The sequence below is a fragment of the Terrisphaera buseokensis genome, from assembly GCF_047521145.2.
GTDB lineage: Bacteria > Verrucomicrobiota > Verrucomicrobiia > Opitutales > Opitutaceae > ER46.
The window spans coordinates 6,581,106-6,607,200 of record NZ_CM134186.1; the positions used below are offsets into that span (position 1 = coordinate 6,581,106).

Sequence of the window (26,095 nt, forward strand, 5' to 3'; positions counted from 1 at the left end):
ACGTCCGCCGCTCAGAAGCGCACGATGAATTGCGAGGCGATCGTGCGCGTGGTGTCACGCTGGCCGCTGTCGCCGTGCTGCAGGCTGTATTGCACCTTGGCCTGCACGTGCGGCGTGAGCCGGAAACCGGGCGCGAGATCGATCCGCCAGACATCGTGGCCCCACTTTGTCCGCGCACCGCGATCGGGAATCGACGCGAACAGCTGCTGGTTCCAGCGCACCGCGCCAAACCACCGCGGCGTGAATTTGTATTTCGCCTCGGCGTAGTAGGCGACCGTGTCCGCATCGCCGACGCGCGGCACCTCGAAACGCGTGGCAAAAATCTCCGTCCACACCTGCAGGTGGTGCCAGGCAAACGCGATGTCCTGCGCGATCACCAGCTGCCGGTAGTCGCCGCGGCCATAACCCGCCGGGACCGATCGCGCCGCGAATTCGCGCAGATACGAGCCACCGCTCGCCGACACCCCGATGTCCCACGTGGGATTGGGCCGGTAGCCAATGCGCCCGCTGAAGGTCGGATGATGACGCTGTTCGCGCGGATGTCCCCACGCCTCGGGCCGGGAGGACAGCGATCCGAATTTGACCTCGGCGGCATAACGCAGGCGACCGACATCGCCCGACACGGCAACACCCGGCACATAGCTGGGCCCCCAGAGGATCGGCACGCGCAGGGATTTCTCCCGCGCCGTCGCCCCGCGGGACAGGCCGGGTTCGACGTGCGACCATTGCAGCAACTCGAGGCTGCTGCGCACCGCATCCGTATCCCAGATACCGGTGAGATAGTCGTACGGCAGCGGCGCGGAGATCAGCGGATTGCTCCAGCCCAGGTGGCGATTCGTCCAATTGCCGACGACCGTCGCGAAGCGCCCGGCCTGCACGTTGAACACACCGTTCTTCCATGGCGTGTAACGCAACGCGTACTCGTCGAGGCGAACTTCGCTGGGGCGATGACCGGGATCGAAGCCGCGATCCGCCCGCACCTGCACGAAGGCGTAGAGCCGCTGGCCGAACTGCGCGTCGACGAAGACGCTGAGTCGCGGCACGAACAGGTGGTCTCGCGTCGTCTCGATCAAGCCCGGCGCCGGCAGCTGGAAATCGTAACGCTCGAACTCGAGCGTGCCGCTCAGGCGGGCCCGGATGTTTCCGCCGGGCGCGGCGACCGTCAGGGCGTCGGCGACCCGATCAAAGAAGAGATCCTCGCCCCGCCCCACAAGGGCGCAGGCCAGCAGACAAAGTCCGAGGCGAAACCGTTTCATACGTCGGCGGCGGGGTTCGTCGCCGGCAGGGCCAGCCGGAAACGGACTTCAAATTCAGTCCAGTTTCCCTCCGAACGCAACAAGCGGAGATCGCCTTCGTGCAGCCGCGCCAGCTCGCGGGCGAGGTTCAAACCGAGGCCGTAACCGGGCACGTTCTCACCCATCACGCCGCGGTGAAAGCGCTCGAAGATCCGGGCCTGACTCTCCGCGGAGATCGGGCGGCCGGTGTTGCCCACCGCGAGGCGCACGATGTCACCCTGCGCGGTCGCCGCGATCCGGATCCGGCCGGAGCGGCAGTTGTACTTGCGGGCGTTCTCGAGCAGATTCTGCAGAATGATCGTCGTATAGCGTTTCTCCCCGGCAATGTGGAGCGCTGAAGGAAAGTCCGTTTCCACGCTCAGGGCCAGCTCGTCGGGCAGCGCGCTGAGGTCGTCGAGCGCCGCCTCGATCAACTGGCTCAAATTCACCGGCGTGAACTCGAGCTTGAGCCGGCCGGCGTCCATGCGTGACAGCAGCAGGAGATCCTCAATCAGACTGGAAAGCCGGTACGTCTGGTGAATCAACGCCGACACCTCCGCGCACTCCTGCGGCGTGAGATGCTCGCGCGCGAGCAACTCCTCGAGACCCGCGCGCATCACGGTCACCGGCGTCTTCAACTGGTGCGAAGCGTCGGCTGAAAACCGCGCCGAGCGCTGCAATTCCGCGCTGGTCATTTCCAGTGCCGCCTCTGCGCGAACCCGCTGGGCGCGGTTCTCCTCCGACGCCACCGCCAGTTTCTCAACCGGCACGGACAGTCGCCCCGCCACGACATGGCTGCCCGCCAGCCCGATCAGGAGCAGGAACGCGCCGGCGCCAAGGACCTGCCAGCGGAGCTTCCGCTGCCGCGGCGGAAGGTTCGCCAGCGAGTAAACACAGGCCTCGTACGCCGGCGGATACGCGGACTCCGGATTCAGCCGCTTGGAAAACAGGAGGTGCGGCGCGCCGTCGAGGGTCACCCGCACGGGCTCGCCGCCGGCCTGGTTCGCCTCCTGGCTGATGAACGTCTCCACCGACGCCGGCAGATCGGTCGCGTGCAGCCGGTGGTTCATCCAGATGCCGCTTTTCATGCCCGTGCCCGCATCGCGCCCGCTGAACTCGAACGGCCGGAAGCCCAGCACGAGCGCTGCGAGCACCTCACCGGTCTCGAAGGAAAAGATCGGCATCGCGATGATCTCCGACACCATCGTCCGGCCGTCGGGCGCGCGCCGCGCGACGTATCCAATCTGCGGTTGCGCCGCCACGCCCGGCAGCGCCAGCTGCGCCTCCTCGTCGGGCGCGAGTGCGCCGACCGCGCGCTGGCTCGGCGGCGGAATCACCGCGCCCGCCCGGTTCAGGAAGCGATAGAACTGGGCCTGCAACCCCTGCTCAGCCTTCTCCGGGGCGGCCTCGTCCTGGCGCGCGATCACATCGCGCAATTCGTCCTCGGCATTCAGATACAGCAGATCGAGCGCATCGTCCTCGAAGCACGCTCGAATCCGCTGCCGCCGCAGCAGCGCGCGACAGCGTTCCATCAAGGTCAGCCGCCGCACCTCCTGCGCGCGATCGAACGCCGCCAGCTCGCCCTGAAACGCGCGCTGCAGGTCGTCCTCCACATTGTCCGCCAGCCGCTCCTGCGCGAAATACAGCGCGAGCAGCGTGACGGCCGACACCAGCAGCATCATCGCCAGCAGAAGTTTCGTGCGAAAGCCGGTCACACGCGCGCCCGGCGGCTCGAGGGACGGGGTCACGGAAAGTCCACCCGCAGCGTCAGGTCACCCTTCAACTCCACGGTCTTCTCCCGGGTCGTCTTGCTGTCGACCCAGGCCTTCAACACATACCGGCCTTCCGGCAGATCCGGCAGGCGAAAATTGCCCGCCGCATCGGTGATCACGAAATGCGGCGTATCCAGAACCAGAATAAGCGCCCGCATGTGCTCGTGAATATCGCAGCGCAGCGTGACCAGGCCCGCGGCGTCGAACACCTGCGACGGCACGGGCGTTTCGTCGGACCGATAGCGGCCGAGATCGAAGCGCTTCGGCGGGGAGAAGGAGAAGATGTTGTGGTACGTGTCGTCGAGGTTCGGAAACTCGACCTTGGTGCCGACCTGGACCGGCAACAGCGAGGGCACGAAGGTGAGATCCTTCTGGAGGATCTGCGTGACCCGCGGCTGACCTAGTTTACCGAACGGTCCCTCGAGGTAAACGACCGCCACCGGCGGGTTGGTCGACAGGACGCCGGACTTGGCGACGATCTCGTAGCGTTGATTCACGACCGGCGTCGCGCGCGCCTTTGGCAACGCCACGCGGCCCTCGACCGTGGCGGCGGTGGCGGCATCCCACGCGAGAAGCGATGCGATCGCGACAGCGACGTGGCGCAGCTGCCGTGAGCGGCGGACCGCCCCTCCTGTCAGTGACGTTTTCATTCGCCAGTGCGAATCGCGTAGCCCACGCCGCGCAGGGTGTGGATGAGCGGCGGGTTGAAGGTGGAGTCGATTTTCTTGCGCAGGCGCGTGATGAAAATCTCCACCGTGCGCGTGTCGTATTCGTGATCGCGCTGCCACACACGCTCGCAGAGTTCGGTGCGCGAGAAGGGCCGGCCCGGCTCCTGCATCAACACCTGCAGCACGTCGAACTCGCGCGGCGAAAGCGTGACGGGCTTGCCGGCGCGCGTCACCCGCCGGTGCCGGACGTCCATGTGCAGATCGGCCACCTTCAACAAATCCGCCGGCGCCGCCGTCGCGCCCCGTCGCCCGAGGGCCTCCACGCGGGCCACGAGTTCGTCCATCGAGAAGGGCTTGGTGAGATAATCGTCGGCACCGGCGTGCAGGCCCTTGACCCGGTGCTCGACGTCGCCGCGCGCCGTGAGAATGAGCACACGCGCCGATGACTGCGCTTCACGGAGCCGTGCGAGCACCGCAAGGCCGTCGAGGCCCGGCAGATTCAGATCGAGCAGCACAAGATCAGGCGGGTCGTCGAGCGCGGCCTGGACGCCTTCAAGACCATCGTGCTTGGCGGTGAGGCAGTGGCCATTGCGCGTCAGAGCCCGCGTGATGTGACCGGCCAGCTGCCGTTCGTCTTCGATAACCAGAATGCGCATGATGGAGGGCTGGGAAAACCCACCAGAAGCCGGAGGATTCCAGCCCGGCCGGGGGCGTCAAGTGCGGTGGTGCCGGACCGTGCGGCAAACACGAAGTGTAAGTCGATCCTCGCTCAGCAGTGGCGGAAAACGCCGTGAGTGTCCGAGCCCCCACTCGCTGGCGCTCGTGGCCACGGGATGAACGCGCTCGGTTGATTACGGCAGTTCGTAGATCTCGATCAGCGCTTCGCCGGTGCCGCCATCGGCGCCGGACACCTGGACGGTGTAGCCGCCTTGCGGCAGGCTGATCGTGAGGGCGGCGTCCTTGGACGCGGTCGTGAGCGCGAACGCGCCGACACTATTAAAGGTCCCGGCGAGGCTCGCGGACCACGTGTCATTTTCGGCAATCTTCGTGGCGCCGGAATAAATCTCGAGCTTCGGATCGGCGAGCAGGCCGGTGACACCAAAGCTCGCGAGCGTTGGGCCGACGGCGCGGATGAGCAGATTGCGTTCGCCGGTGCCATCGACCGTGAATCCGGCGATCAGGATGTCACCGCCCGTGCCGGCCCGGTTGCGCGCGGAGACGTTCGTGAGCCGCGGTGTGAGCCCGGTGCCCGCGTCGTAGGCTTCGACGAGCACGGTGCCCGCGCCGGTGCCGGTGACCTGCGCGGTGTGGCCGCCTTCGATGGAACGCACCAGGGCGGCATCGAGGCTAGTGGGCGGCAGCGCGAACGCACCGACGCCGGCGAATGCAGTGCTGAGTGCGGCGTCGCCGCCCCAATTGTTGTTGGCCACGAGCTGGGTCGAGTCCTTGAAGAGCGCGAGCCGCGGATCCACCATCGTGCCGCTCACGCCAAACTGCGCGAGACCCGGGCCGACCGCGCGAAGCAGCACCGATTTCGGTCCGCCCTGCATGGTGAAGCCCATGATGAGCGTCTGGCCCGCAGCCATGGCCGTGCGGACCGAAAGATTCGTGAGCCGCGCGGTGGCGTTGAGCGCAACGACCGTCAGCCGCGCCACGTCACTCGCGAGACTTCCAGCTGAGTTCGAAATCACGACAGAATAGTCCGCCGCATCTGCGGCCTGGACATTGGTCAGCGTCAGCGACGTGCCGGTCGCGCCGGTGATCACCGCATTGTTGCGACGCCATTGATACGTTGGCGTCGGGGTCCCGCTGGCGGCCGCGGTGAACGTCACGTTCGATCCCGGGCTCGCGGCCTGGCTGACGGGCTGCAGCGTGAACGTCGGAGGCACGCTAAGTCCGCCGTTGATCGAAAAATTGATCGGCTCGGGGTTGCCGTTGCCCGCCAGGCCGAAGCCCTGCACCCGAATGGTGAAGTTGCCACCCTGACTGGGCGTGCCCGCAATGGCCGGCGCGCCGGAGCGCACCACGCCATTCACGGCGGCCGGAATGAACACCAGACCGGGCGGGAGTGCACCCGTAACCAGAAAGTACTGGGGCGGACTCGGCGTGCCCGTGTACGTGAAAGCCGCCGATAGCGGAATGCCCACGGCACCGGTGATCGGATTGCTCGAAGGGGATTGCACGAACGTCGTCGCGCCCGCGCGTGCGTGCAGTGCGCCCAGTCCCGCCACGGTCAACACCGACCGCAGCACCTGGCCGCACGGAGACTGCGCCAGCGGGCTGCCCGCGCCGGCCAGCACCCGCAACACCGGCGTGCGCTGCAGCAACGCAATCAAGAGGGCGCCCGGCAGGTTGAGCCAGCTGAGGCGATGGAGAAGAGCGGAGGAAAATTTCACCGGAAAGAGTACGAACGAAATGACCGCACGGACGAAGCACCAGCCCCGATCGCGGCGTGCGACCGGTCGTCGACGCCAGGGGTTCCGACGCGACCCAACCATTGCAATGGCCGCGCGGCAACGAACCGAATCAATTCCACCGTCGTTGCGATCCCGTCCTTGAACTACACGAAAAATTGACGATTCGATCCGGCGGCAGACCCGCGCGCCCACCACGCGGCTTGAAACGCGAAGGCTTTCCCGCGGACGGTGCCAAGGTCCACGGCCGCCGCCTCAATTACAGCCGCACCCACTGCCCCCCACACCGCGGCCACCGGCGGCGGTCTCGCGCGAGAAGAACGTGTGCTCGGACATCGCGGTGTGGAGCGAATCCCGATCGGCACGCATGCTGTAGCCGGCGAGCGTCGCCCGCTCCCACGGCTTGACGCGCACAAGATTGGGGTTGGCGCAGCCGGAAAACACCGCCGCCACTGCCGTCAGACCAAGCACGAGGATCACGCGAATTTTCATGGGAGAGAGGAGTTCAGTTGTTTTCGGCGAGCAGCGTTTCGATCTGCTGGCGCAGCGTCTTCGCCGTCACGTCGCCGTGAAAACCCTGGTGCACGAAGCGCACGCGGCCGTCGCGGCCGAGGAGATAACTCGTGGGCATCGTCGGCACGACCACCGCCCGCACGAGCTTCTGCTCGCGGTCGTGGAGCGTGGGAAACGGCGGCGCCAGCTTCTTCGCGAACGCGACCGCCGCCGCGGGTTTCTCGTCGACGCCGATCGCCGCCACCACCAATCCGCGGGCGGAGAACTCGCGGTGCAGATCGGCCATCATTGAAAAGGACGCCTTGCACGGCGTGCACCACGACGCCCAGAAATCGACGAGCACGATTCTCCCGCCGGTGGGCGGCATCTCGCCGGTGCCGAGCGAAACCAATCCGGCCTCGGCGAGGCCGGGAAACACGTCGCCAACTTTCACGTCGGCCCGCGCCACCGCGGCTGCAGCCGCCGTCGCGACCACGGCCGCGAGCAGCCGGACGTATCGGGAAACCGAATGCCCCGCTCTGAGGTTACGACACGACATAATTGAAGAATCCCCGGGTTTGCGCGCGCGACTTCTCCGCCACCAGCAGGCCTTCCGCGCCCGGCGCCGCCTGGATGAACTCGATGCCCTTCGGCACGCCGAGCACGAAGGCCGTCGTCGACAGCACGCCGGCTTGCAAGCACGTCGCCGCCACCACGGTGGCCTGCAGGCAGCCGTTGGTCACGGGCCAGCCCGTGCGCGGATCGATGATGTGGCCGTAGCGTTTTCCATCGACGACGAAGCGGCGGATGTAATCACCCGACGACGCCACGCCCTTGCCGACGATGGCCATGCTGCCGGCCGACGTGCCGGGCTTGAGCGGATCCTCGAGGCCGATGTGCCACGCGGGGCGGCCGGGCGGCGCACCGACGGCGCGGAGATCGTGGCCGAAATCCACCAGCGCGTGCGGAATCCCGTGGTCGAGCGCGATGCGGGCGGCGAGGTCGACGGCGTACTCCTTGCCGAAGCCACCGAAATCAAGCGCCATGCCCGGCTCGGGCAGAAAGATTTTCCCCGGCGCGCGTTGAACTTTTTTCCAGCCCACCAACGCGCGGGCCGCCGCGATCTCCGCCTCGGCCGGAATACGCGGCGTCTCGGCCTTGTAGTTCCACAGGCGAATCAGCGGCATCGTCGTGGGATCGAGGATACCCTGCGTCATGAAGTGCAGCGTGTCGCAGAGCTTCAACATCCCGTCCATCTCCGCATCAACCTCCACCCACTCGCGCCCGGCGGCGGCGTTGATTCGGCTGACGAGGCTCTCCGGCCGGAAGCGCGAGTACTTCGTTTCAAACGCGTTCACCCAGCTCGTCACCGCGCGCTCGAAGCCCGCAGCCTGGGCGTCGCCGCTGGGCGCGGCATACTGCACCTCGCAGGTCGTGCCCAGCGCCGGAAAACTCAGCTTGCGCAACGGCAACGCCGCCGCAGTCCCATCCGAAGCGGGGGCCGGCGGCGTGCGTTGCGATTGAGCGATGAAGGCCATTTCAGGAGACGGGGGTCAGGGGTCAGGGGTCAGGGGTCAGGGGACAGAAGACAGGAAACGGGCGACAGGCGACCGCGGCAGGAGGAAGGGAGCGAGTTGAGCTGCGGTTTGCAGCTTGGACGCGGCCAGGCGCACCGCGAGTGCGGATCGGCCACTCGCTGGCGCTCGTAGCCACGAAGAACGAACGGGTGCAGGTGCCATGGGCGGTTGGTGTGATTGTTTCTAAAATTTGTCCCCTGTTTCCCGTTTCCCCGTCCCTCCTTACCAGCCGAAACGGGCGCCGAGGGTGATGATGTTGGCCCGCGCGTAGGCGCTCTGGGGCGTCACGCCGTCCTTGCCCCGCATGTCGTAGCGTTCGTACGCGGCATCCACCTGCCAGGCGTCGGTGATGTTCCAGATGGCCTTGAGCCCGACCGTGTAGGTCTGGAGCTGCGACAGGCGATAGTCCGACGAGTAGAACGGCCCGTTGGCGCGCGGCGGGCCGGAGTCGGGAAGGATCGGCGTGCCGTCCAACCGGTAGTAGTAGAAATTCGCGGCGCTCTGATCGTAGAAACGGAAACCCGGCCGCAGGATCACCTTGTCGCCGAGCTGCTGAAACCAACTCAAGTCGAGCGTGTGCGCATCGGTGCCGTAGGTGTCGTGGTAATACCGGTAGCTGGCCTCAACCGCACCGTGCAGCGCGGGAAACGCCCGATTCATCACGGCGAGCGCGATCCACTTCTCGCGCTCGGCCGGACGATTCTCGCCGAAGGTGCGCGTCAGCAGCAGGCCGGGCAGAATCTCGACCTCCTTCTGCACGAGCTTGTACGGATCCGCGAGGTAGCCGCGCTGGCGTCCCCACGTGACGTTGAACGTGAGCGACGTCTGCGGATCGAGCAGCTGGGTCACGCCCACGACGACATCGTTCGTGCGTTTTTTCGCGCGCTCCGTCTGGTAGAAGACGCGGATGTCGTCGTCGGTGCCGGCCACGCCGACGAGCAGCGTCGTGTTCTTCTGGTTGAAATCGGTGAGCGTGTTGAGTGACCAGCCGTTGGACACGTAATCACTCTCGCGGCTGTTGGCCACGCCGACGGCCACGTTGACGCGTTGAAACTGCTGCGACAGCGCGGCGTTCCAGGCCTTGCGGCGCTCGGTGAGCTTCGACAGCGGCACCTGATCGCTGCCGGCGGGCGCGGGCTGGCCGTTCGGCGTCGCGCCGGTGATGGCGTCGATCACGCCCTCGATTTTCAGGTGCGTGCTCTGGCCGAAGTCCTTCTCCACGGCGGCGCCGTGCACCTTCACCGCGATGCGGCCGCCGGACTCCTGATAGTCCTGAAACTTGTAGCGCACGGCGTCCTCGGCCCGGGCCAGGCGCGGCGTCGCCGCGACCAGGAGACCCGCCAGCGCCATCGTCCGTGCAGGTGTGAGCGTCATGAAATTCATCAGGCGGAAATCGGTTCAGTGGCCCCAACAGGATTCGGGCCGGACGCCCGCGCAACGGTGGAAAGGTAACAATTCATATGGATCAGGGCGACTGCGCCACCCGGGATTCGTCGGCCCGCCGGGAACAAAAGTTACACGAAAGCGGGGCGGCACGGTGAGCCCTGCGCGTTTCACCGCGTGATCTCGACCGACGTCACTTTCAAGCTGAGGGTGAGCTGCGGCGAATCCGGCGCCGAGGCGGCCAGGATGAAGCGCTCGATCGAAATGTACGGGGAGCGCTTCTGCAGCGCCGTGTAGAACGCGGTCAACGTCGACTCCCACTCGATGTTGCGAATTACGTACTCCTGGGAATGCACCGCGAACTGGCCTGCCGGCGTCGTCACCGTGCTGCCGCTGGTCTGGGCGTTTTTCACGCCCGCCTCGGTCGCCAGCTGGCTGACCGTGGTCACGAGCTGGTTGCCGTTGAGTGTCTTGGCGGGATCGAGGCGCGACGCCGTCTTCTTCGCGGTCTCCTCGATCACGACCTTGTTCTTGATCCACTCGGCCTGTTCCGTGAGTCGCGAGGTCGTCAAACGTTGATCACGCCAGAACGTGCCGAGACGCGTGCCGAAGGCGGACAGCCACCACAGCACGCCGATCGCGATGAACGCGACGAGCAGAAGTTTTTCGCGGAGCAGGCGGCTGAGAAAGTAGGCGCGGGCGGTGCGAATCATCGGGAGGAAACCACCGTGTTGCCGATGGGGTTGATCGAACCGGGTTTGAAGATGACCGTGAGCGTGAACGTCGCGCGCTCACCCGTGACCTGGCCGAACTTGACCTCGGCGCTCTGGACGGTCGGCAGGTTTTTCAACGTCGTCTCGTAGGCCGTGACCTGGGCGGGGCTGTTGGACTTGCCATCCACGATGATCATGTAGAGGCCGCGCGACTGATCCGCGACCATGCGCGTGAACTGGATTTCCTGCGGCTTGCGTTCGAGGTTTTCCCCGACGATTTGCCCGACCATCTCCATCGGCAGCAGGCGCTTGGTCGCGAGGTCCTCGATGCGGTTGGTCAGCTCGTGGATGTTGGCGATCTTGTCCACGAGCGGCTTCTGGGCGTTGTACTGCCGCGTGCGAACCTTCTGCCACTCGCGGCCGCCGATGAGGGCAAACTCTCCAACCACGAGCAGCAGCAACGCGGCGGCGGCTCCGAGCATGATTCGCCACAGCAGGACGTCGCGCTGGCGGGCACCGCGGAGAGCGGCGAGTTCCGTCTTGTCGCGGACGTCGAGGGCCGCCGCGGCGCTCGCCGAAAGCCGCGAGACAAAATCCGGTCCGCGGAAAACCACTTCGCGATCACTGGTCGCGGGCTCGGCGGTGAGCGGTGAGACGAGGTCGATGACCTTTTTGCTGCCTCCGACGTCGCGCAACAATGCCTCGCGGGCCTGCGCGCGCGCGTCCTCGGTCGCGTCGGGCAACAGTGGAGCGTGGATCACCCTGGCCGGCACCGACGCCTCCTCCCAGTGCACCGCGGTCAGGCCGTCGGTCGCACTCAGAATTACCGTGGTCGCCGGCTCCATCCGGGCGCCGAGCACGGCGCAGAAGGCGGGCAATACCAGCTCGGCTCCATCCCAGGCCGCCACCTGCTCACCGGTGAAACGCCGGCGGTACGAACCGAACACCAGCGCACTTTCCGCACCGGGGGCCCAGAACCAGCCGTAGTACAGCTGGGCCAACGGGAACGGCGACAGGCTTTCCAGCGCCAGCTCGGCCTGCGTCGCGGCCTCAACGGGCGTCGCCTCCCGGGCCACGGGCACCGACCGCGTGAAAAACAGCGCGTCGGAGAGGAACGCCACCTTGGGAGGCGGCGGTCCGGCACGAAGCAGGCGAAAGGGCGAGGCGCACATGGTCAGATCGTGGAAGTCAACGGCGTGGGCGGAGGAGGAATCTCATCATTTTCCCGTATTTCCAAGAGCGTAAAAGGATACCGCAGGTTCCGTGCGGCGGCGTTTTGTTGCGCTGTGCCCGCCGCGGCGGTGCCGGTGCCAGGCCGGGCGCTGGCCTGCCCGGCGTTGGGCCGGGCCTGCTGTTGCGCCGCGGTTTGCGCCGTGGCCCCGGTGGACTGCGTCCGGCCCTCCGTCGCCGTGGTCTGCACCGTCGTGGCTCCGCCAGGCGGCGCGATCACAGTGGAAAGTTTATACACGGTCTGCCCGTCACGCACCGTCACCGTGATCCGCAACGCACTGATCGTCGCCGCAAACGCGGTCGTGTCGCCGGTCGGTCCCGCAATCCGCTGCGCCTCGTTGGGGGCCTGGAAAAACTGCGGACCCTGTCTGGCATACGTGCCCGACCCGCTGAGGTAATCGCCGAGGTTCTTGCGCTGGTTGTCGTCGAACTGCCCCATCGCGGCGAGCGTGTCGGCCTTCGCGCCGTTGAGGTTCGGCCGGGGAAAATCGTAGAGCGACACGCTGTCGGCAAAGCGCTTCCAGTTGTCGTTGGGCCGGCCGTCGGCGTCGTAGAACAGCTCGCGCACCTTCTCGATCGCGCCGAGTTCGTGAAATGAACGCAGGGAGCGCCCAGGCGGAAGATATGGAATCGGCCCCGTTTCGTAGTTCGGCTGCACACCCGACGTGTACACGTGATTGCGCTTCATCCACCCGAGCAGCGCGTCCGCGAGCCCCTCGGCGTCGGGCTGCGTGATGCCCCAGTTCTTGAAGAGATTGGTGAGAATCAGCGCATTCGCGCGCGGCAGGGAAATTTTTCCGCTTTCATCGTCGAAGGCGATTTCCACCGCGCGATCGTCGGACGGCGTGTAACCGGCAAACGCGAGCGGATCGCCCCACCCTTCCGCCGGACTCTTCAGGCCGTTGCCGACTTCGCGAAATTCGCTGAGCACCGCGAGGGTCACCTCGAGCGCCGAATACGCCTCCGACCGCAACCGCCGCGTGACCGCCTCCCGCTGCTCGACGAGCAGGTCGACGCTCGCCTTCTCCATGAAAGCAATCAGCGCAAACGTCGCGAAGAGCAGCGACACCATCACGATCACCAGCACCGAGCCGGTGGTTGAGCCCCGTGACCGCTGCGCCAAGCATCGCTCCCGCGCCCCAGCGTTCCACTCAAACGGAACGCCGTGCCGTGCCGGCTTCCGGTCTCCGGTCTCCGGTTTCCGGTTTTCAGTCCCCGGTCTCCGGTTTCCGGTTTCCGGTTTCACCCACGGCCCGCTGGGGGTGCACCGCGTGAAACGTGAATTCGTGATCGTACTCATGATCAGAATACCGGCAGCCCCTCCCCGAGCGTGGGCAGCGTGACGACGCTCTCGCGCTTCATCTTCGCATACGTGAATTGCAGCCGCAGTCGCTGCGGCGTCATCGGCTGGCCCTGAGGGTCCAGCTTCAACGCCGTTTCCTTCGTCCAGCGATTCGTGTCGGCCTCAAAATATTCGTAGAGCAAGCCGGTGACGAGCGGCGAGACGACGGTCTCGCGCGGCGGATCGGATTCGAAGTTCTTCTCGAGCCGCGAGTGCCACAGCAGCACAAGGCCTTCGTTGGGCCGCGCCTGAAACGAACACACCACCTCGGGCAGCGGCCGCTCCGGCCACGTGAACAGGCGGCTGCCCGCCGGGAGTTCGAACGTGAGCATCTTTTCCATGATGCCGTTCTGCGGCCGCACTTCCTGCAGCCCGATCGGCGTCGAGTTGGGTCGCGCGGCCGGCGGCAGCGACGCCGCCCGCAGCTCGTGTTCGAGAAACCGCGTGACGGCGCGCACATGTTGATCGAACAACCGCGGCTCGGTCTTCTGCCCCCACAGCTCGCTCATCGAAAAGATGAAGGTGTTGAGCGCGACGAGCAACAGCGCGACGAGCGCGAGCGCTAGCAGGATTTCAATCAGCGTGAAACCACGCGCGGGCAACCGGCGGGATCGGAACGAAAGTGAAACGCGGCGGCTCATGGCGTCTTCTTGCCCTGGATTTCCAGGATCCGCGTTTTGATGTCCGCCTTCAATTTGTCGCGCTCCGCGACATCGATCACCCACGTCGGTCGCAGCACGGTGAACGTCTGCGTGCGCTTCGTCGGCGCGAGACCGGTCGGGTCGGAGAGTTCACACTCCATCGCGACGGTGAACACGTTGGGCATCGCGGTGGAAGTGATCTCCACGGTCCACTTCAGGCGCGCGCCGCTGGTGGTTTCAAACTCGCCGCCCTGCTCGAGTTTCTTGCGATCCGGCTCGTTCACGACCTGCTGCCGCGCAAACGCAAAGTCCTCGTTCACGAGCACGCCCCGGGAAACGACTTCGTAGCTGTTGAGGATATTGAGATACGACGCCCCGAGCACGACGGCCGCCATCGCGAACACGACCAGCGCCACGAGCACTTCCACGAGCGTGAACGCCCCGCACCGCGACGTGCGCCACGCGCGCCGAACGTCGCATCGCCAGCGTGTCCGACTCGATCGCGTGAAGTCAGAATCCCGGTGGCGCATTGGGATCGGGCGGCGGGAGCATCGGTGCACACGTCCACGGATCGATGGTCTGGATGCTCGCCCCTCCGCCACGGGCGAACTGGGCGCGGAAGGCGGTGCAGGTGCCGTCCGCATAGAACGTCGCGTACGCGATCGGCTGCGATTCGAGCAGCACGCCGCCGACAAGAATCGCGTTGCCGCCGCCCTTGGAGACCGGACCGAGAAATTCAATCGTCAGCGGCGTCGCGGTCGCCGGCGGCAGCGGGAACACTTTCAATGGCTTCTCCTCCAGCGGCAGGCCGTCGGCCCCCTGCGTCGCCGGCGCGAGACCGTCGATCAGCAGGAACTGCCGCTTCTCCTTGTCATACTTCAGCCGGATTTCGTGCTCGGACTTCAGCGCGGTCTTGCGCGCCTCCTGGACCGCTTTCCAAAAAATCTCATGCGGCGTCACGGGCTGTTCGCTCAACAAGTGCGCTGATCCGCCCACCAGTACACCGGCGAGCAACGCGATGATCGCAATCGAGAGCAGAACCTCGAGCAGCGTGAAGCCGCGGGTGGGTTGCCGCCGGCGGGCCGCGGGTACTGCCGGGCAAAATTCAGAGGACGCAGGCACGGTGAGGGAATCAGCAGACACCCCCGGCAGTCCGGGTATCCGTCGCCGGAAAAATTACTTCTCGGCCGTCGTGCCCGACTCCCAGTTGCCGATGTCGTCCGCGGTGCCGCTTTGTTTGTCCGGCCCCTTCGACCAGAGATCGTAGCTGTCCTTGTTGCGGGTGCCGGGAAACGCATACTGGTACGGCTCTTCCCAAGGATCGCGCGGGATCTTGCCGTCAGTGAGATAGGGACCGTTCCACTTTTCCGCCTTGGCGGACGGCGCCGTGATCAACGCCTGCAGGCCTTCGGCCGAGGTCGGATAACTACCCATGTGAATGCGATAGGTCGTGAGCGGCGTCTTCATCGTCTGGTTGACGAAGAGCTTGGCCGTCGTGCCCTGCGCCCCGCCGAAGATCTTGTCGACGTTCGTGATCGCGAGACCGGCGAGGAGACCGATGATCGCGAGCACCACCAGAATCTCGAGCAAGGTGAAACCAGTCTGCCGCGACAAACGCCGCTGCCCTGGACGACGGAGGGCGTGATGCCCGAAGGGTTGGGATGAAGGACGCATGACGAGGAAACGATGTTAACGTGCCGAGCGATGTCGAGACGCGCCCACCGGAGGCATGGTTGCAATTGAATCCGAGCGTGAGCCGGGAGCGCCGGCGTCCCGCCGACTTCCGATGCGATCGATGATGCAGACCGGAGGCCTGCTCTTCCGGGGCACGTTCCTCTGAAAAACGCGTGTTTTGCGAGGGACGGCGGGCGGAAATCGACGCCGGCCGCAGGTATGGAGCTGTGCTGAATCGCGATCGAAAACCGACCCACTCAGCGCGAACTGCACGCGCTCCCGCACCTCATCATTCGTCGAAAATTTACGACCCGGCGCGCCGTTGCAGATCGTCGCCTCCCGGGAGCGCAGGCGTCCCGCCCGCTTCAGGAGAAATCAAACCATGCAGGCCGGAGGCCTGCGCTCCCGGCGGGCAGCTCGTGGGAAACGGCCTTACTGCACGCTCCACTGCGCGTCATCGCTCGTTGCAAATTTTCGATCCGGGCCCGCGCTGCGAATCTCCATTTGCCGGCCGCTGATCTGGTGAAAACGAAACGGCGTGCCCCAGCGGTCGCAGAGTTCGCCCGCGGCATTAATCGCCGGATGATTTCGCGGGATGAACGCAAAGCGCAACGGATTGCTGCCCGCGAGGGCCGCGGTGATCTCGGCGTTTTCGCCCACCGGATTGCCCGTGCGCGGAAAGTTCGTCTGCCATGCGCCGAAAAGCTCGTTCACGATCTCGAGATCGCGCTGAATCGTCCCGCCTGCCGCGTTCAGATTGTCCGCCAGCCGGCTCTCGCCCTCCAGCGGCGGCTCGGCGGGTTTCGCGGCGGCCGGCGCAGGAGTGGACGGCGCGGACGTAGGCGCGGGGGCGGGCGCCGTCGGCGCTGGCGCGCTCGGCGTGAGCACGGGCAGCCGGCGGAACGCCAGCCAGCCCACGATGCCGCCGATGATGACGGCGACGACGAAGACAATCCGCGGCGCGTTCCGGCCCGTCATGCGCTCATGAAGCCGAGATCGGGTTTGGCGAATCGCCCGATGTTCGGCAGCACCACCGGCAGATTGGTCGGGCTGACGCCGAACCACTTCGCGAGCGTCGCGGCGTATTCGTCCACACTCGTGGACGGAATCCAGCGGCCGCGGCCCGTGTCGTCGGGTCCGCCCATCGCGAAGTTGGGCATCTTGCCGTAGATGTCGCCGCCATTGACGGCGCCGCCGAGAATGAAGTGGTGGCTGCCCCAACCGTGGTCGGAGCCGTCACCGTTCGTGTTATACGTGCGGCCGAAGTCCGACGCCGTGAACGTCGTGACCTGATTCTCCGCGCCAAGCTGCGTCAGCGACCGATAGAACGCCCCGAGCGACTGGCTGATGTCGCGCAACAGATTCGTGTGCGCGCCGCTGACGGTGTTGCCGATCACGACCTGGTTGTCGTGCAGATCGAAGCCACCGATGCGGACGAAATAGATCTGCCGCTTCAGGTTGAGCTGGGTCTGCGCATTCACGAGCCGCGCGACCATGTGCAGCTGCTGCGCGAGGCTGGTGTTCGGCACCGTGTTGAAGATCGCCTGGACAGGGCTCGCGCCCGTGATGACGGACGAGAGCAGTGCGCTGTTGTTGATCGCTCCGCTGGTCAGGCCGCCGAAGGCCGTCTCGAACAGGTTCGGATTCTGCAACGCCAGCGCGTCGTTCATCGCCGAGGTGCGCAGGCCGTTGGTGGACGTGCCTGTGCCGCTGCCCGTGAGGGCGATGGCGCCACCCGGCCCGACGGCGTACTGCGCCACGGTGCGGCCGACCTGGAAGGTGTTCTGGCCGTTCAACGTGAGCGACATCGAGATGCGGTTGTTCGCATTCAATGCATTCGTGAGGTCGGCGACGCGTCCGCCCCACCCGGTGGCGACATCAGTGAACGGCTTGTCGGCCACGCTCGTCTGCCATTCGACCTGCTGGTCGTTGTGCGAGAACAGCTGCATCGGCCGCAAATCCGGGCGCGAATTGTACAACGCCTGCGTGAGCGGGTGGCTGAGGGTGCCCACGTTCGCGAGCACGGCGAACTTGCCCTGATCGTAGAGCGACTTGAGTTCGGTCATCGCCGGATGCAGGCCCCAGGTGCGGCCATCGCCGGACTTCGTCGTGATCGGCAACACCGCGCTCTGCGACAGCGCGAGCACGCCGCGACCCGCGGCATACTCGGCGTAACTGGCGGGATCGGTCGGCACCACGAGATTGTTGGCGTCGTTGCCGCCCGCAAGGAACAGGCACACCAGCGCCTTGAAGTCGGCCTGGGGCGCGCCGGCGCGGGCCGGAGTCGACGGAACCGAGTTGGAGTCGCTGACCGCGCCGATGAGACGGAGCTGGGCCAGCGAGGAAAGCATGCCCGTCGTGCCCACGGAGGCACAGCAGGCTCCGAGAAACTTGCGCCGGGAAAGATCGGGCAGGGAGGATTTGCTAGTCATGGCGGCGGTTATTTCTGGATGGCGCCTTGGGGAACGGCGATGGCGAGGTAGATGGCGGACCGGACGCGTTCGATGTCGGTCGCACCGTAAGTGGTGGCGGTGCTGTTGGGCATCGCGGCGATCGCGGTGACGAACCGATCCGTGACGGCCTTGGGCAGCGCGCCCGCAGCCATCACGAGATTCACATAATCCACCAGCGCCTGCGGCGTGCGGGCGAGCGCGAGCATGGAAGTGTCGAGCAACACCCCGAGCGTGCCCTCGCCCGGGTTCAGCGTCGTCGTCGTCCCCGGCATGCCGGAGCGCGTGGCATAGATGAAATTCCAGAGCTGGTTCGGCGTGCTGATCGCCGTGGTGTCGGTCACGAGCTGATACTCGGGCGCGACCAGGCCGGCGGACGCCAGCAGGCCGGGCTGCACGAAGTTGGGCTCGTAGAAGTTGAAGACCGTCGGCGCGCGCAGCGGCGCCTGGGCGAGATTGCTCTCGGGGTTGAAGAACCCGATGCGGCCGTTGTGCGCGCCGCCGTTGAACGCCCGCAGAATCGCGGTCGCGCGCAGCACCGGCTCCTTGAGTTTGCCGAAGCTCGCGGTGGCCGCGACCTCGCTGGAGCGGGCCTCGTAGTCCATCAGGATCGCGCGCGCCACGGCACCGAGATCGCCGCGCACGCCGCTGCCGTTGTTGGCGAACACCTGCGCGACCCGGTAGATGTAACCAGGACTTGGATTCGCGGTCACGAGCCGCTGGATGAGCTGGCGGACGATGAACGGCCCGGTGTTCGGATGGTTGAACAAGGTGTCGAGCGCGTCCTTCAGATCCTTCGCCCCGCCCTGATTCGCCGGGAGCGTCACGCCGCCGATGATCGTCTTCAGGCTGTCGTCATGGAAAGCCGGGTACAGCATCATCGGCTGCAGGTAATTCGTCGGCTCCGCGCGGAAGTTCGGCGTCGGATTCGCGGAAGCGAAGGCGAAACCGGTGAAGACCTTGGCCATCTCGGTGATCGTCTTGTTGTCGTACGTCGGAATCGGGACGCCCGCCGGATCGAGCTTCAGCGTGCCGTCCGGCTGGAGCTGCACGAGGCCGACGGTGAAGAGCTGCATGACTTCACGGGCGTAGTTCTCATCGGCCGCCGTGATCAGCGTGCCGCGGCCGTCGAAGGTCGCCTTGCCGTTGCGGAGCGAGCTCAGATAGACGCCCATGATCGGGCTGAGCGTGACGTCCTCGAGCACCTGCCGGAAATTCCCGAAGGCCCCCTTCACGAGGAGATCGTAGTAATTCGCCATCGCGCGCGAATTGTTGAAGAGCGTGCCGTTGGTGTCGGAGACGACCAGAATCTGGCTCAGCGCGAACGCCATCCGCTGCCGGAGCTGATCCGGAGCGCCGAGGGCCAGCTTCCACCACGCAGCCTGGCGGTTCTGCTGCGAGTACTGCGGGTTCTCGCCGACCGCGGTGTACGTGCGCCAGTCCTCGTCGGTGGCGGCGAGGTGCAGCGAGGGAGCGACCGCGAGTTGGGCCGTGATCCACGCGTTGAGATCCGCGCGACGCTTGCCCGCGAGCGCATCGATCTCGGCCTTGGTCGGCCCGAAGGTGGACTGCACCAGGAACCGCGCGGCGTCGACCGCGGTCAGCGCGCTGTCGGCCAGGGCCGGCGGTGCCGGCGGCGGCGTGAAGGCGAGCGTGCCGCTCGTTTGGACAAACGTGCCGCGTAATTCGCCTGCCGGGTAGTTCGCCGACTCGATGCTGAGGAAGATGCGGCCGGACTTGAGGCCCGCGACGAGATCCGCGGCGCTCAACGCGCCCGTGCCCGCGAAGGTCCACGAGATGCCGTTCACCTGCCCGGTCGGGAGCCGCACGATCTCCGTGCCGACTTCGCCCGGGTTGCCGTAGCGCAGGTAGGCGACCGTCTGCGGCGAGCTCAGGCCCGAGAAGGTCACGTTGACCAGGGCAAACTTGTCGTCGGCGCTCAACTGCACCGTGGCCGTACCAAACGCGGTCGACGCGGTCGCCGTGGCCGGCGTGCGGAGCGACGCGATGTAAAGCGTGCCGGGATTGTAGAAGATCGTCACGGCTGCCGCACTGCTCGCCCCGATGGTGTAACCCGGGCCGGGCGAGACGACGAGGGTCGTATCTTTATTGAGGCTCGATGCCCCCGTGTTGGGCAGCGCGGCGATGACCACGTTGGCGCTGGTCGCACCCGCCGGAATCGTGACCGAGTTCGGCAGCGCGGCGAAGTCGGTGCCGGAGACGGCGGAACCGACCAGTTCGTAATAGACCGTCAGCGGCGAGGCGGTGCTGCCGGTGCGCGACACCACCAGCACGCCGGGAGGCGCGCCCTTGGTGTCGGTGATGGCGGTGGACGCCGTGACACTCACTGCCGCGGAGCCTTCCGCGGTGAGATCGTACACCTCGACCAGCGCGATACCGGAGGTGTTATTCACGCCGCTGACTTGAATGGTGTAGCTCGTACCCGGCGCGAGGTCGACGAGCAGGGCGGCGTCGCGGGAGCCGGTGGTGAATTGAAACGCACCCGCCTGCGTGAAGGCGGCGATGAGCGACGTGACGTTGCCCGTGCCCCAATTGTCGTTCGACGCGACCTGGTTGTTCGCCCCGTCAATGATCGCAATGGCCGGGTCGGTGAGCGTGCCCGCCACGCCGAAGCTGCCGAGCGTCGGACCCGCCGCGCGCACGAGAATCTTCCGCGCCCCGCCGCCGGGCGCAATGACCAGGCCGGAGATCAAAATGCCGGTGCCGGTGCCCACTTGGGCGCGCGTGGAGAGGTTGATCAGACGCGCCGTGCCGGTGACGTCGTACACTTCAACGAGCGCGATCCCGGTCGCGTTGGCGACGCCGGTGACCTGCGCCGTGTACGAGCCCGGCTGCAGCGTGGCGGTCAGCGCCGCATCGCGGCTGCCCGTCGTCAGGCCGAACGCGCCCACCGAACCGAAGGTCGTCGCGCCGCCGACGGTGGTCGTGGCCCAGTTGTCATTCGACGCGACGAGCCGGGCCGGCGTGGCGCTGTCGTACAAGTCGATGCGCGGATCGCCGAGGGTGCCGCCCACGCCGAAAGCGGAAAGGCCGGGGCCCACCGCGCGGATGAGAATGCTTTTCGGACCGCCCGGTCCGACCACGAAACCCACCACGGCGGCATTGGCGCCGGTCCCGATTTGCGCGCGCGTCGAGATGTTGAGGACTCGCTGATCAAACTCCGCCGCCACGGCAAATTTGAACGCACAGCAGACGGCAAAAAGCACGAGGCACGCGCCCTTGATAGTTTTCATCGGATGGGGTGAAACGCTGGTTCCGGAGTGAGGGTTTCCGGGGAAGAGGCCCGCATCATGGAAAAAGATCGGGCCAAGTCCAGTGTCACTTATAGGGTACAATCACGCCCGCGCAGAGTATCGCTCCAGGCGCAGTCCCCTCCGTTTCGCCACCCGGTAGCAGCTCGCTCGAAGCCGGGCGCCGGCCGCAGGATCGCGTTCGGCGTCACGGCACGTTCGTTGTAAGGTGCACCTCGCGTGCGCCCGAGGTGCAATCCGTGATACTCTCGTCAGGCGCGCACGAGTCGCGTCCCTGCAGAGGAGGGCCCGATCCGCCTAGATGAAACCCAGATTCGGCTTCGCAAAACGGCCGAGATTGGGAAACACCACCGGCAGATTGGTCGCGCTCACGCCAAACCACGCCGCGAGCGTCGCCGCGTACTCGTCGACACTGGTGGTCGGAATCCAGGAGCCGCGGGTGCCGGTGTCATCGGGGCCGCGGATCGTGAGATCCGCCATCCGGCCGTAGAGATCGCCACCTTTCACCGCGCCACCGACGACCAGGTGATTCGAACCCCAACCGTGGTCGGAGCCGTCGCCATTGGTGTTGTAGGTGCGCCCGAAGTCGGACGCCGTGAAGGTCGTGACCTGCTCCGCGCAGCCGAGCTCGACGGTGGTGCGATAGAGCGCGGCAACATTGCGACTGACGTCGGCAAACAGGTTCGCATGCGCGCCCAGCTGGGCGTCGTGCAGATCCCAGCCGCCCACGCGCGCAAAGAACACCTGGCGCTTGAGCCCCAGTTGGGGCGCCGCCGCGATCAGCCGCGCAATCGTGCGCAGCTGCTGGCCCAGGCCGGAATTGGAAAACGTCGTGGTGAACGGCGGGTTGCCGCTGAGGATGCCCGAGAGCATCGCGCTGTCCGAAATCGCATTCGACGTCAGCCCGGCGAAAGCGGCATCGAACAGGTTCGCATTCGGCGCCGCGAGCAGATCGTTCTGCGCCCGCGTGCGCATGCCGGCCGCGTTCGTCGCACTGGTCGACGCGCCGGTCAGCGAGATCGCGCCGCCCGGATTGACGGCGAACTGCACGACCCGTTTGCCCACTTGAAACGAGTTCTGCCCGTTCAGACTGATCGACATCGAGACGCTGCTGCTCGAGTTCATCGCATCGACGAGATCGGCCACGCGGCCGCCCCATCCGGTCGAAAACGGCTTGTCGGGCACGCTGCTCTGCCACTCGACCTGCTGGTCGTTGTGCGAAAACAGCTGCGGCGGCAGCGGCACCGAGCGCGCCGAGTACTGCTGCTTCGTCGTCGGGACCACGAGCGTCCCGACGTTCCCGATGAGCGCCATCTGGCCGGCGTCAAAGATCGATTTCAACCCGGTGCTGTTCGTGCCGGCGACGTCGGCGTTGAGGCTGGAGTGCAGCGCCCACTCGCGGCCGTCGCTGGTTTTCGGCGTGATGCCGAGCAACTGACCGCGGGGCAGCGCAATCGCGCCGCGGCCGGCCGCGGACGCGTAGGCATTGTAGCCCGCGGTGTCGAACGGCACGATCATGTTGTTGGCGTCGTTGCCGCCGGCGAGGAACAGGCACACGAGCGCCTTGTAATCGGGCGGCAGGGCACCGGCGCGCGCCGGCGTCACGGGCCCGTTGTCCGGACTCGCCACCGCGCCCATCATGCGCAGCTGGGCCAGGGTCGACAGCATGCCGGTCGCACTGACCGCGGCGCAACACGCGCCGAGGAACTTGCGGCGGTTCGGATCGAAGTTCGGATTCTTGGGATTCATGGGCGGCAGCGGGTTTACTTTTGGACGGCGCCGTACTGGCTGGTGAGGGTGAGGTAGATCGCCGAGCGCACCCGCTCGAGATCGTTGGCGGTGTTGGTCGCGGTGCCGGCCGGCATCGCGGCGACCGCGGCGGCGATGCGATCCGCGGCGGACTTTGGCATCGCGCCGGATGCCAGCAGCAGATTGAGCCAGTCGACCAGCTGATCCGGCGTGCGCGCCAGCGAGAGCCACGACGTGAGATTCAACCCGATCGTCTGCTGGTTCGGATCCGTCGTCGAACGGTTGTTGTAGATGTAGGTGTAGTAGAAGTTCGGCTGGGTCAGCGCGGTCGTGTCATTGAGGATCTGATACTCCGGCGCGTAGAGGCCGGCCGAGGCCACGGCCCCGGGCAGCACGAAGTTGGGCTCGTAGAAGTTGAAGACGGTCGGCGCGCGCAACGCGGCCTGCGCCAGGGCGCCCTCGGGATTCGCGATGTTGAAGCGGCCCAGATTCGACGCCGCGCCGAACGCCCGGAACATCGCCGTCGCACGCAGCAACGGCTCCTTCAACTTGCCGAAGGTCGCGGTGGCCGCGACGGCACCGGAACGCGCCTCGTAATCGAGCAGAATCGCGCGCACGACCGCGCCAAGGTCGCCGCGCACGCCCGCGCCGTTGTTGGCGAAGACCTGGGCCACGCGATAAATGTAGCCGGGACTGGGATTGCTGGTCACGAGCCGCTGAATGAGCTGGCGGGTGATGAACGGTCCGGTGCTCGGATGATTGAAGAGCGCGTCGAGCGTGTCCTGCAGATCCTTGACGCCGTCCTGGCCGGCCGGAAGCACGCGTCCGCCGACGATCGTCTTGGCGGTGTCGTCATGAAACGCCGGCCACAGCATCATCGGGCTGATGTAATTCGCCGGACTGCCCCGGAAGAGATTGGCGTTGGCCGTCGCGCCCGCCGCGGCGTTCGCGTAACCCCAACCCGTGAAAACCTTCGCCGTCTGCACGATGGTTTCCTGCGTGTAGGTCGGGATCGGCTGGCCGTTCGGGTCGAGCCGCAGCGTCCCGTCGGGATTCAATTCATGCAGCCCGATGCTGAACAGCTGCATGATCTCGCGCGCATAATTCTCGTCGGGCGTGGTGCCGCCGGCCGCCTTCGCGTTGCGCAGCGAGCTGAGGTAGATGCCCATGATCGGGCTGAGCGTGACCTTCTCCAGCACCTCGCGGAAATTGCCGAAGGCGCCGTCGACGAAGATGTCGTAGTAGTTCGCCGCGCCTTCCTGCCAAGCGTTGATGGTGCCGTTGGCGTCGGACGCCACGAGAATCTGGCTGAGCGCAAACGCGACGCGCTGCCGGAGTTGATCCTGGCCGGTGACCGCGGTCTTCCACCACGCCGCCTGGCGGTGCGACCCGCCGGGGAGCGGAAAGAGTCCGTTGACCTGCGTGCCCTGGCCGCCGGCATTGACCGCGGCGAAGTCGGCCATCGTGGCGGCGCGCTGCGACGACGCCGGCAGCGCCATCTGCTCCGCAATCCACGCGCGGTAACCCCGCGCCATCAGGGTCTCGATCTCGGGTGCCGTCGGTCCGAAGGTCGCCTGGGTGAGAAACCGCGCTGCATCCGTGGACGTGATACGCGTGAGGTCGAGGGCCGGCGGAGCCGCGGGCGGATTGAAGACGGCCGTGCCGCTGCTTTTCACAAAGCCACCGCCGAGCTCACCGGCGGGATAGACTGCGGTGTCGATGCTGACGGTGACGCGGCCCGCTTTCAGCGCGGCGATCAGATCGGCGCGGCTGTAACGACCGACGGGCGAGAAGTCCCAGAACGCGCCGGCGACCTGGCCTTGCGGCAGATTGAAAACGTAATCGCCGTCGATCGCGAGGTGACCGACAACTTCGGGCGAACTCAGGTTGGCGAACGAGACGTTGACGAACGCCGTGGTTTCGTCGGGTGCGAGTTGCACCGTCGCGGTGCCGTAGGCCGTCGATGTCGTCGCATTCGGCAGCGCGCGAAGCGTCGAAACATAAAGCGAACCGGAATTGGCGAAAATCGTGACGCCCGCGCGGTCGTTGGTGCCGACGCCGTAAGAAAGATTCGGCGTAATCGTGAGCGTTGCAGTCCGGTTGTTGGTGTTCGCCGGATTGGCTTTCGGCACGAGTGACACCGTCGCCGACGAAGCGCCGGCGGGAATCGTCACCTGCCCCGGCAACGCTTGAAAGTCCGTGCCGGCGGTCGCGGTGCCGTCGACGGTGTAGCTGACCGTGACCGGCGAGTTGATCAGACCCACCCGGCTGAACGTGAAGACCACCGGCGTGAGCGCAGTGCTGTCGGTTGACGGCACCGTCGCGGCCACGCTCACGGTGGAGAGATTTTCCGGCGAGAGATCGTAAACTTCCACGAGCGCCGTGCCCGTGGCGCCGCCGACGCCGTTGACCTGAATGGTGTAATTGCCGGCCGGCAAATCGAGCAGGATGGCCGCATCGCGACTGCCCGCGCGGAAGGGAAACGCGCCCGCCTGCGCAAACGCGGCGGTCAACGCGGCGGTACCGCCGGTTTCCCAGTCATTGTTGGCGCCGCTGGCCACCTGGCGTCCGGCCGAGTCGAGAATCGCGATCGACGGATCGGTCAGAGCGCCGTCGACGCCCAGCGCCGTCAAACCCGGACCGGCGGCGCGCACCAGCACGCGGCGGGCGCCGCCGCCCGGCGCGACCGAGAGGCCGGAGAAAAGCGTGTTGGACCCGTTGCCGACCAGGGCGCGGGTCGAAAGATTCATCAGCCGCGCCGAACCGGTCACATCATAGATCTCGAGGATCGCGACGCCCGTGGTGTTGTTCACGCCGCTGACCTGCGCCGTATACGCGCCCGGCGAAAGCGTGGCGACCAGCGCGGCGTCCGCGCTGTTGTTTGTCAGCGCAAACGCCCCGACCGAGGTCATCGTGGCGGCGTCGGCCGCCGACCAGTTGTCGTTGGCGAGGACGAGGACGTTGTTGCTGTTGAACAGCTGCAGCTGCGGATTCGTGAGCGCGCCGGAAACATTGAACGGTGCCTGCGCCAGCCGGGCTCCGATCGCACGGATGAGCACGCGCTTCGGCGCACCCTCCTGCACGACGAAGCCGGTGATCATGATGTTGGAGCCGGTGCCGACCTGGGCGCGAGTCGAGAGATTCGCGAGGCGCTGATCGTATTGCGCCGCGAAAGCTGGAGCGGTCGGGAGCGAAGCCGAGGCCAGCACGAGCGCAGCCGGCACGAGGCGAAGGATGGTTTTCATCGGGCGGATAAGTCGTGGGTTGCCCGCAGCGGGCTTCCGGGATCAATCGGGGTACGCGCCTACCTTTTGCAGGACTCGTCCAAAGTCCAGCGCACCGGTGCGAAACGGCGGTAAATTCCCCGAGGAAGGACGTCACAATCGGCCCCACCCATACGTAGGGACCGCCGTTTTGCCTACTTCGTCGTGCGCACGCGCGGCG

At 66.3% G+C, this 26,095-nt stretch carries 21 protein-coding genes; all 21 read right to left on the reverse strand.

All coding sequences use genetic code 11. From position 1 onward, the window contains the following. Window positions 1-11: 11 nt before the first annotated feature. Window positions 12-1,256 carry a hypothetical protein gene (locus ACLJEU_RS24790; RefSeq protein WP_414661320.1) on the reverse strand — a complete coding sequence of 415 codons (1,245 nt, stop codon included), beginning with the start codon at window positions 1,254-1,256 and terminating at the stop codon, window positions 12-14. Further along, entirely contained in the window at window positions 1,253-3,022 is a 1,770-nt protein-coding gene (locus ACLJEU_RS24795; RefSeq protein ID WP_414661319.1) for a sensor histidine kinase, read from the reverse strand. The genes ACLJEU_RS24790 and ACLJEU_RS24795 overlap by 4 nt, the downstream gene beginning before the upstream one ends. Further along, window positions 3,019-3,696 carry a hypothetical protein gene (locus ACLJEU_RS24800; RefSeq protein WP_414661318.1) on the reverse strand — a complete coding sequence of 226 codons (678 nt, stop codon included), beginning with the start codon at window positions 3,694-3,696 and terminating at the stop codon, window positions 3,019-3,021. Before ACLJEU_RS24800 ends, ACLJEU_RS24795 begins: the two co-directional genes overlap by 4 nt. Continuing rightward, entirely contained in the window at window positions 3,693-4,370 is a 678-nt protein-coding gene (locus tag ACLJEU_RS24805; protein WP_414661317.1) for a response regulator transcription factor, read from the reverse strand. The genes ACLJEU_RS24800 and ACLJEU_RS24805 overlap by 4 nt, the downstream gene beginning before the upstream one ends. 195 nt (window positions 4,371-4,565) lie before the next feature. Beyond that, window positions 4,566-6,110, reverse strand: a complete 1,545-nt coding sequence (locus ACLJEU_RS24810) for an immunoglobulin domain-containing protein (protein WP_414661316.1) — start codon at window positions 6,108-6,110, stop codon at window positions 4,566-4,568. Between the two features lie 273 nt (window positions 6,111-6,383). Continuing rightward, window positions 6,384-6,620, reverse strand: coding sequence for a DUF4266 domain-containing protein (locus ACLJEU_RS24815; protein ID WP_414661315.1), 237 nt, complete (start codon window positions 6,618-6,620; stop codon window positions 6,384-6,386). A 13-nt stretch (window positions 6,621-6,633) separates the two neighbouring features. Beyond that, window positions 6,634-7,179: a TlpA family protein disulfide reductase gene (locus ACLJEU_RS24820; RefSeq protein ID WP_414661314.1), complete on the reverse strand. Its 546-nt coding sequence runs from the start codon at window positions 7,177-7,179 to the stop codon at window positions 6,634-6,636. Continuing rightward, window positions 7,166-8,158, reverse strand: a complete 993-nt coding sequence (locus ACLJEU_RS24825) for an FAD:protein FMN transferase (protein ID WP_414661313.1) — start codon at window positions 8,156-8,158, stop codon at window positions 7,166-7,168. Before ACLJEU_RS24825 ends, ACLJEU_RS24820 begins: the two co-directional genes overlap by 14 nt. Before the next feature lie 261 nt (window positions 8,159-8,419). Next, on the reverse strand, window positions 8,420-9,571 hold the full coding sequence (locus ACLJEU_RS24830) for a DUF3570 domain-containing protein (protein WP_414661312.1): 1,152 nt from the start codon (window positions 9,569-9,571) through the stop codon (window positions 8,420-8,422). A 179-nt stretch (window positions 9,572-9,750) separates the two neighbouring features. Continuing rightward, window positions 9,751-10,293, reverse strand: a complete 543-nt coding sequence (locus ACLJEU_RS24835) for a hypothetical protein (RefSeq protein WP_414661311.1) — start codon at window positions 10,291-10,293, stop codon at window positions 9,751-9,753. Then, a complete protein-coding gene (locus ACLJEU_RS24840; RefSeq protein ID WP_414661310.1) occupies window positions 10,290-11,465 on the reverse strand; it encodes a hypothetical protein in 1,176 nt (391 codons plus the stop codon). The genes ACLJEU_RS24835 and ACLJEU_RS24840 overlap by 4 nt, the downstream gene beginning before the upstream one ends. A 2-nt stretch (window positions 11,466-11,467) precedes the next feature. Continuing rightward, window positions 11,468-12,610, reverse strand: a complete 1,143-nt coding sequence (locus ACLJEU_RS24845) for a hypothetical protein (protein WP_414661309.1) — start codon at window positions 12,608-12,610, stop codon at window positions 11,468-11,470. 215 nt (window positions 12,611-12,825) lie between these two features. Continuing rightward, complete coding sequence (locus ACLJEU_RS24850) at window positions 12,826-13,506, reverse strand: prepilin-type N-terminal cleavage/methylation domain-containing protein (protein WP_414661308.1); 681 nt, start codon at window positions 13,504-13,506, stop codon at window positions 12,826-12,828. Further along, window positions 13,503-14,036 carry a prepilin-type N-terminal cleavage/methylation domain-containing protein gene (locus ACLJEU_RS24855; RefSeq protein ID WP_414661307.1) on the reverse strand — a complete coding sequence of 178 codons (534 nt, stop codon included), beginning with the start codon at window positions 14,034-14,036 and terminating at the stop codon, window positions 13,503-13,505. The genes ACLJEU_RS24850 and ACLJEU_RS24855 overlap by 4 nt, the downstream gene beginning before the upstream one ends. After that, entirely contained in the window at window positions 14,017-14,628 is a 612-nt protein-coding gene (locus tag ACLJEU_RS24860; protein WP_414661306.1) for a type II secretion system protein, read from the reverse strand. Before ACLJEU_RS24860 ends, ACLJEU_RS24855 begins: the two co-directional genes overlap by 20 nt. A 54-nt stretch (window positions 14,629-14,682) precedes the next feature. After that, entirely contained in the window at window positions 14,683-15,180 is a 498-nt protein-coding gene (gene gspG / locus ACLJEU_RS24865) for a type II secretion system major pseudopilin GspG (RefSeq protein WP_414661305.1), read from the reverse strand. Between the two features lie 432 nt (window positions 15,181-15,612). Beyond that, on the reverse strand, window positions 15,613-16,158 hold the full coding sequence (locus tag ACLJEU_RS24870) for a hypothetical protein (protein WP_414661304.1): 546 nt from the start codon (window positions 16,156-16,158) through the stop codon (window positions 15,613-15,615). Beyond that, window positions 16,155-17,612, reverse strand: coding sequence for a DUF1501 domain-containing protein (locus tag ACLJEU_RS24875; protein ID WP_414661303.1), 1,458 nt, complete (start codon window positions 17,610-17,612; stop codon window positions 16,155-16,157). The genes ACLJEU_RS24870 and ACLJEU_RS24875 overlap by 4 nt, the downstream gene beginning before the upstream one ends. 8 nt (window positions 17,613-17,620) lie before the next feature. After that, on the reverse strand, window positions 17,621-20,884 hold the full coding sequence (locus tag ACLJEU_RS24880; RefSeq protein ID WP_414661302.1) for a DUF1800 family protein: 3,264 nt from the start codon (window positions 20,882-20,884) through the stop codon (window positions 17,621-17,623). A 315-nt stretch (window positions 20,885-21,199) separates the two neighbouring features. Further along, entirely contained in the window at window positions 21,200-22,651 is a 1,452-nt protein-coding gene (locus tag ACLJEU_RS24885; protein WP_414661301.1) for a DUF1501 domain-containing protein, read from the reverse strand. Between the two features lie 14 nt (window positions 22,652-22,665). Further along, complete coding sequence (locus ACLJEU_RS24890; protein ID WP_414661300.1) at window positions 22,666-25,896, reverse strand: DUF1800 family protein; 3,231 nt, start codon at window positions 25,894-25,896, stop codon at window positions 22,666-22,668. Window positions 25,897-26,095: the final 199 nt, after the last annotated feature.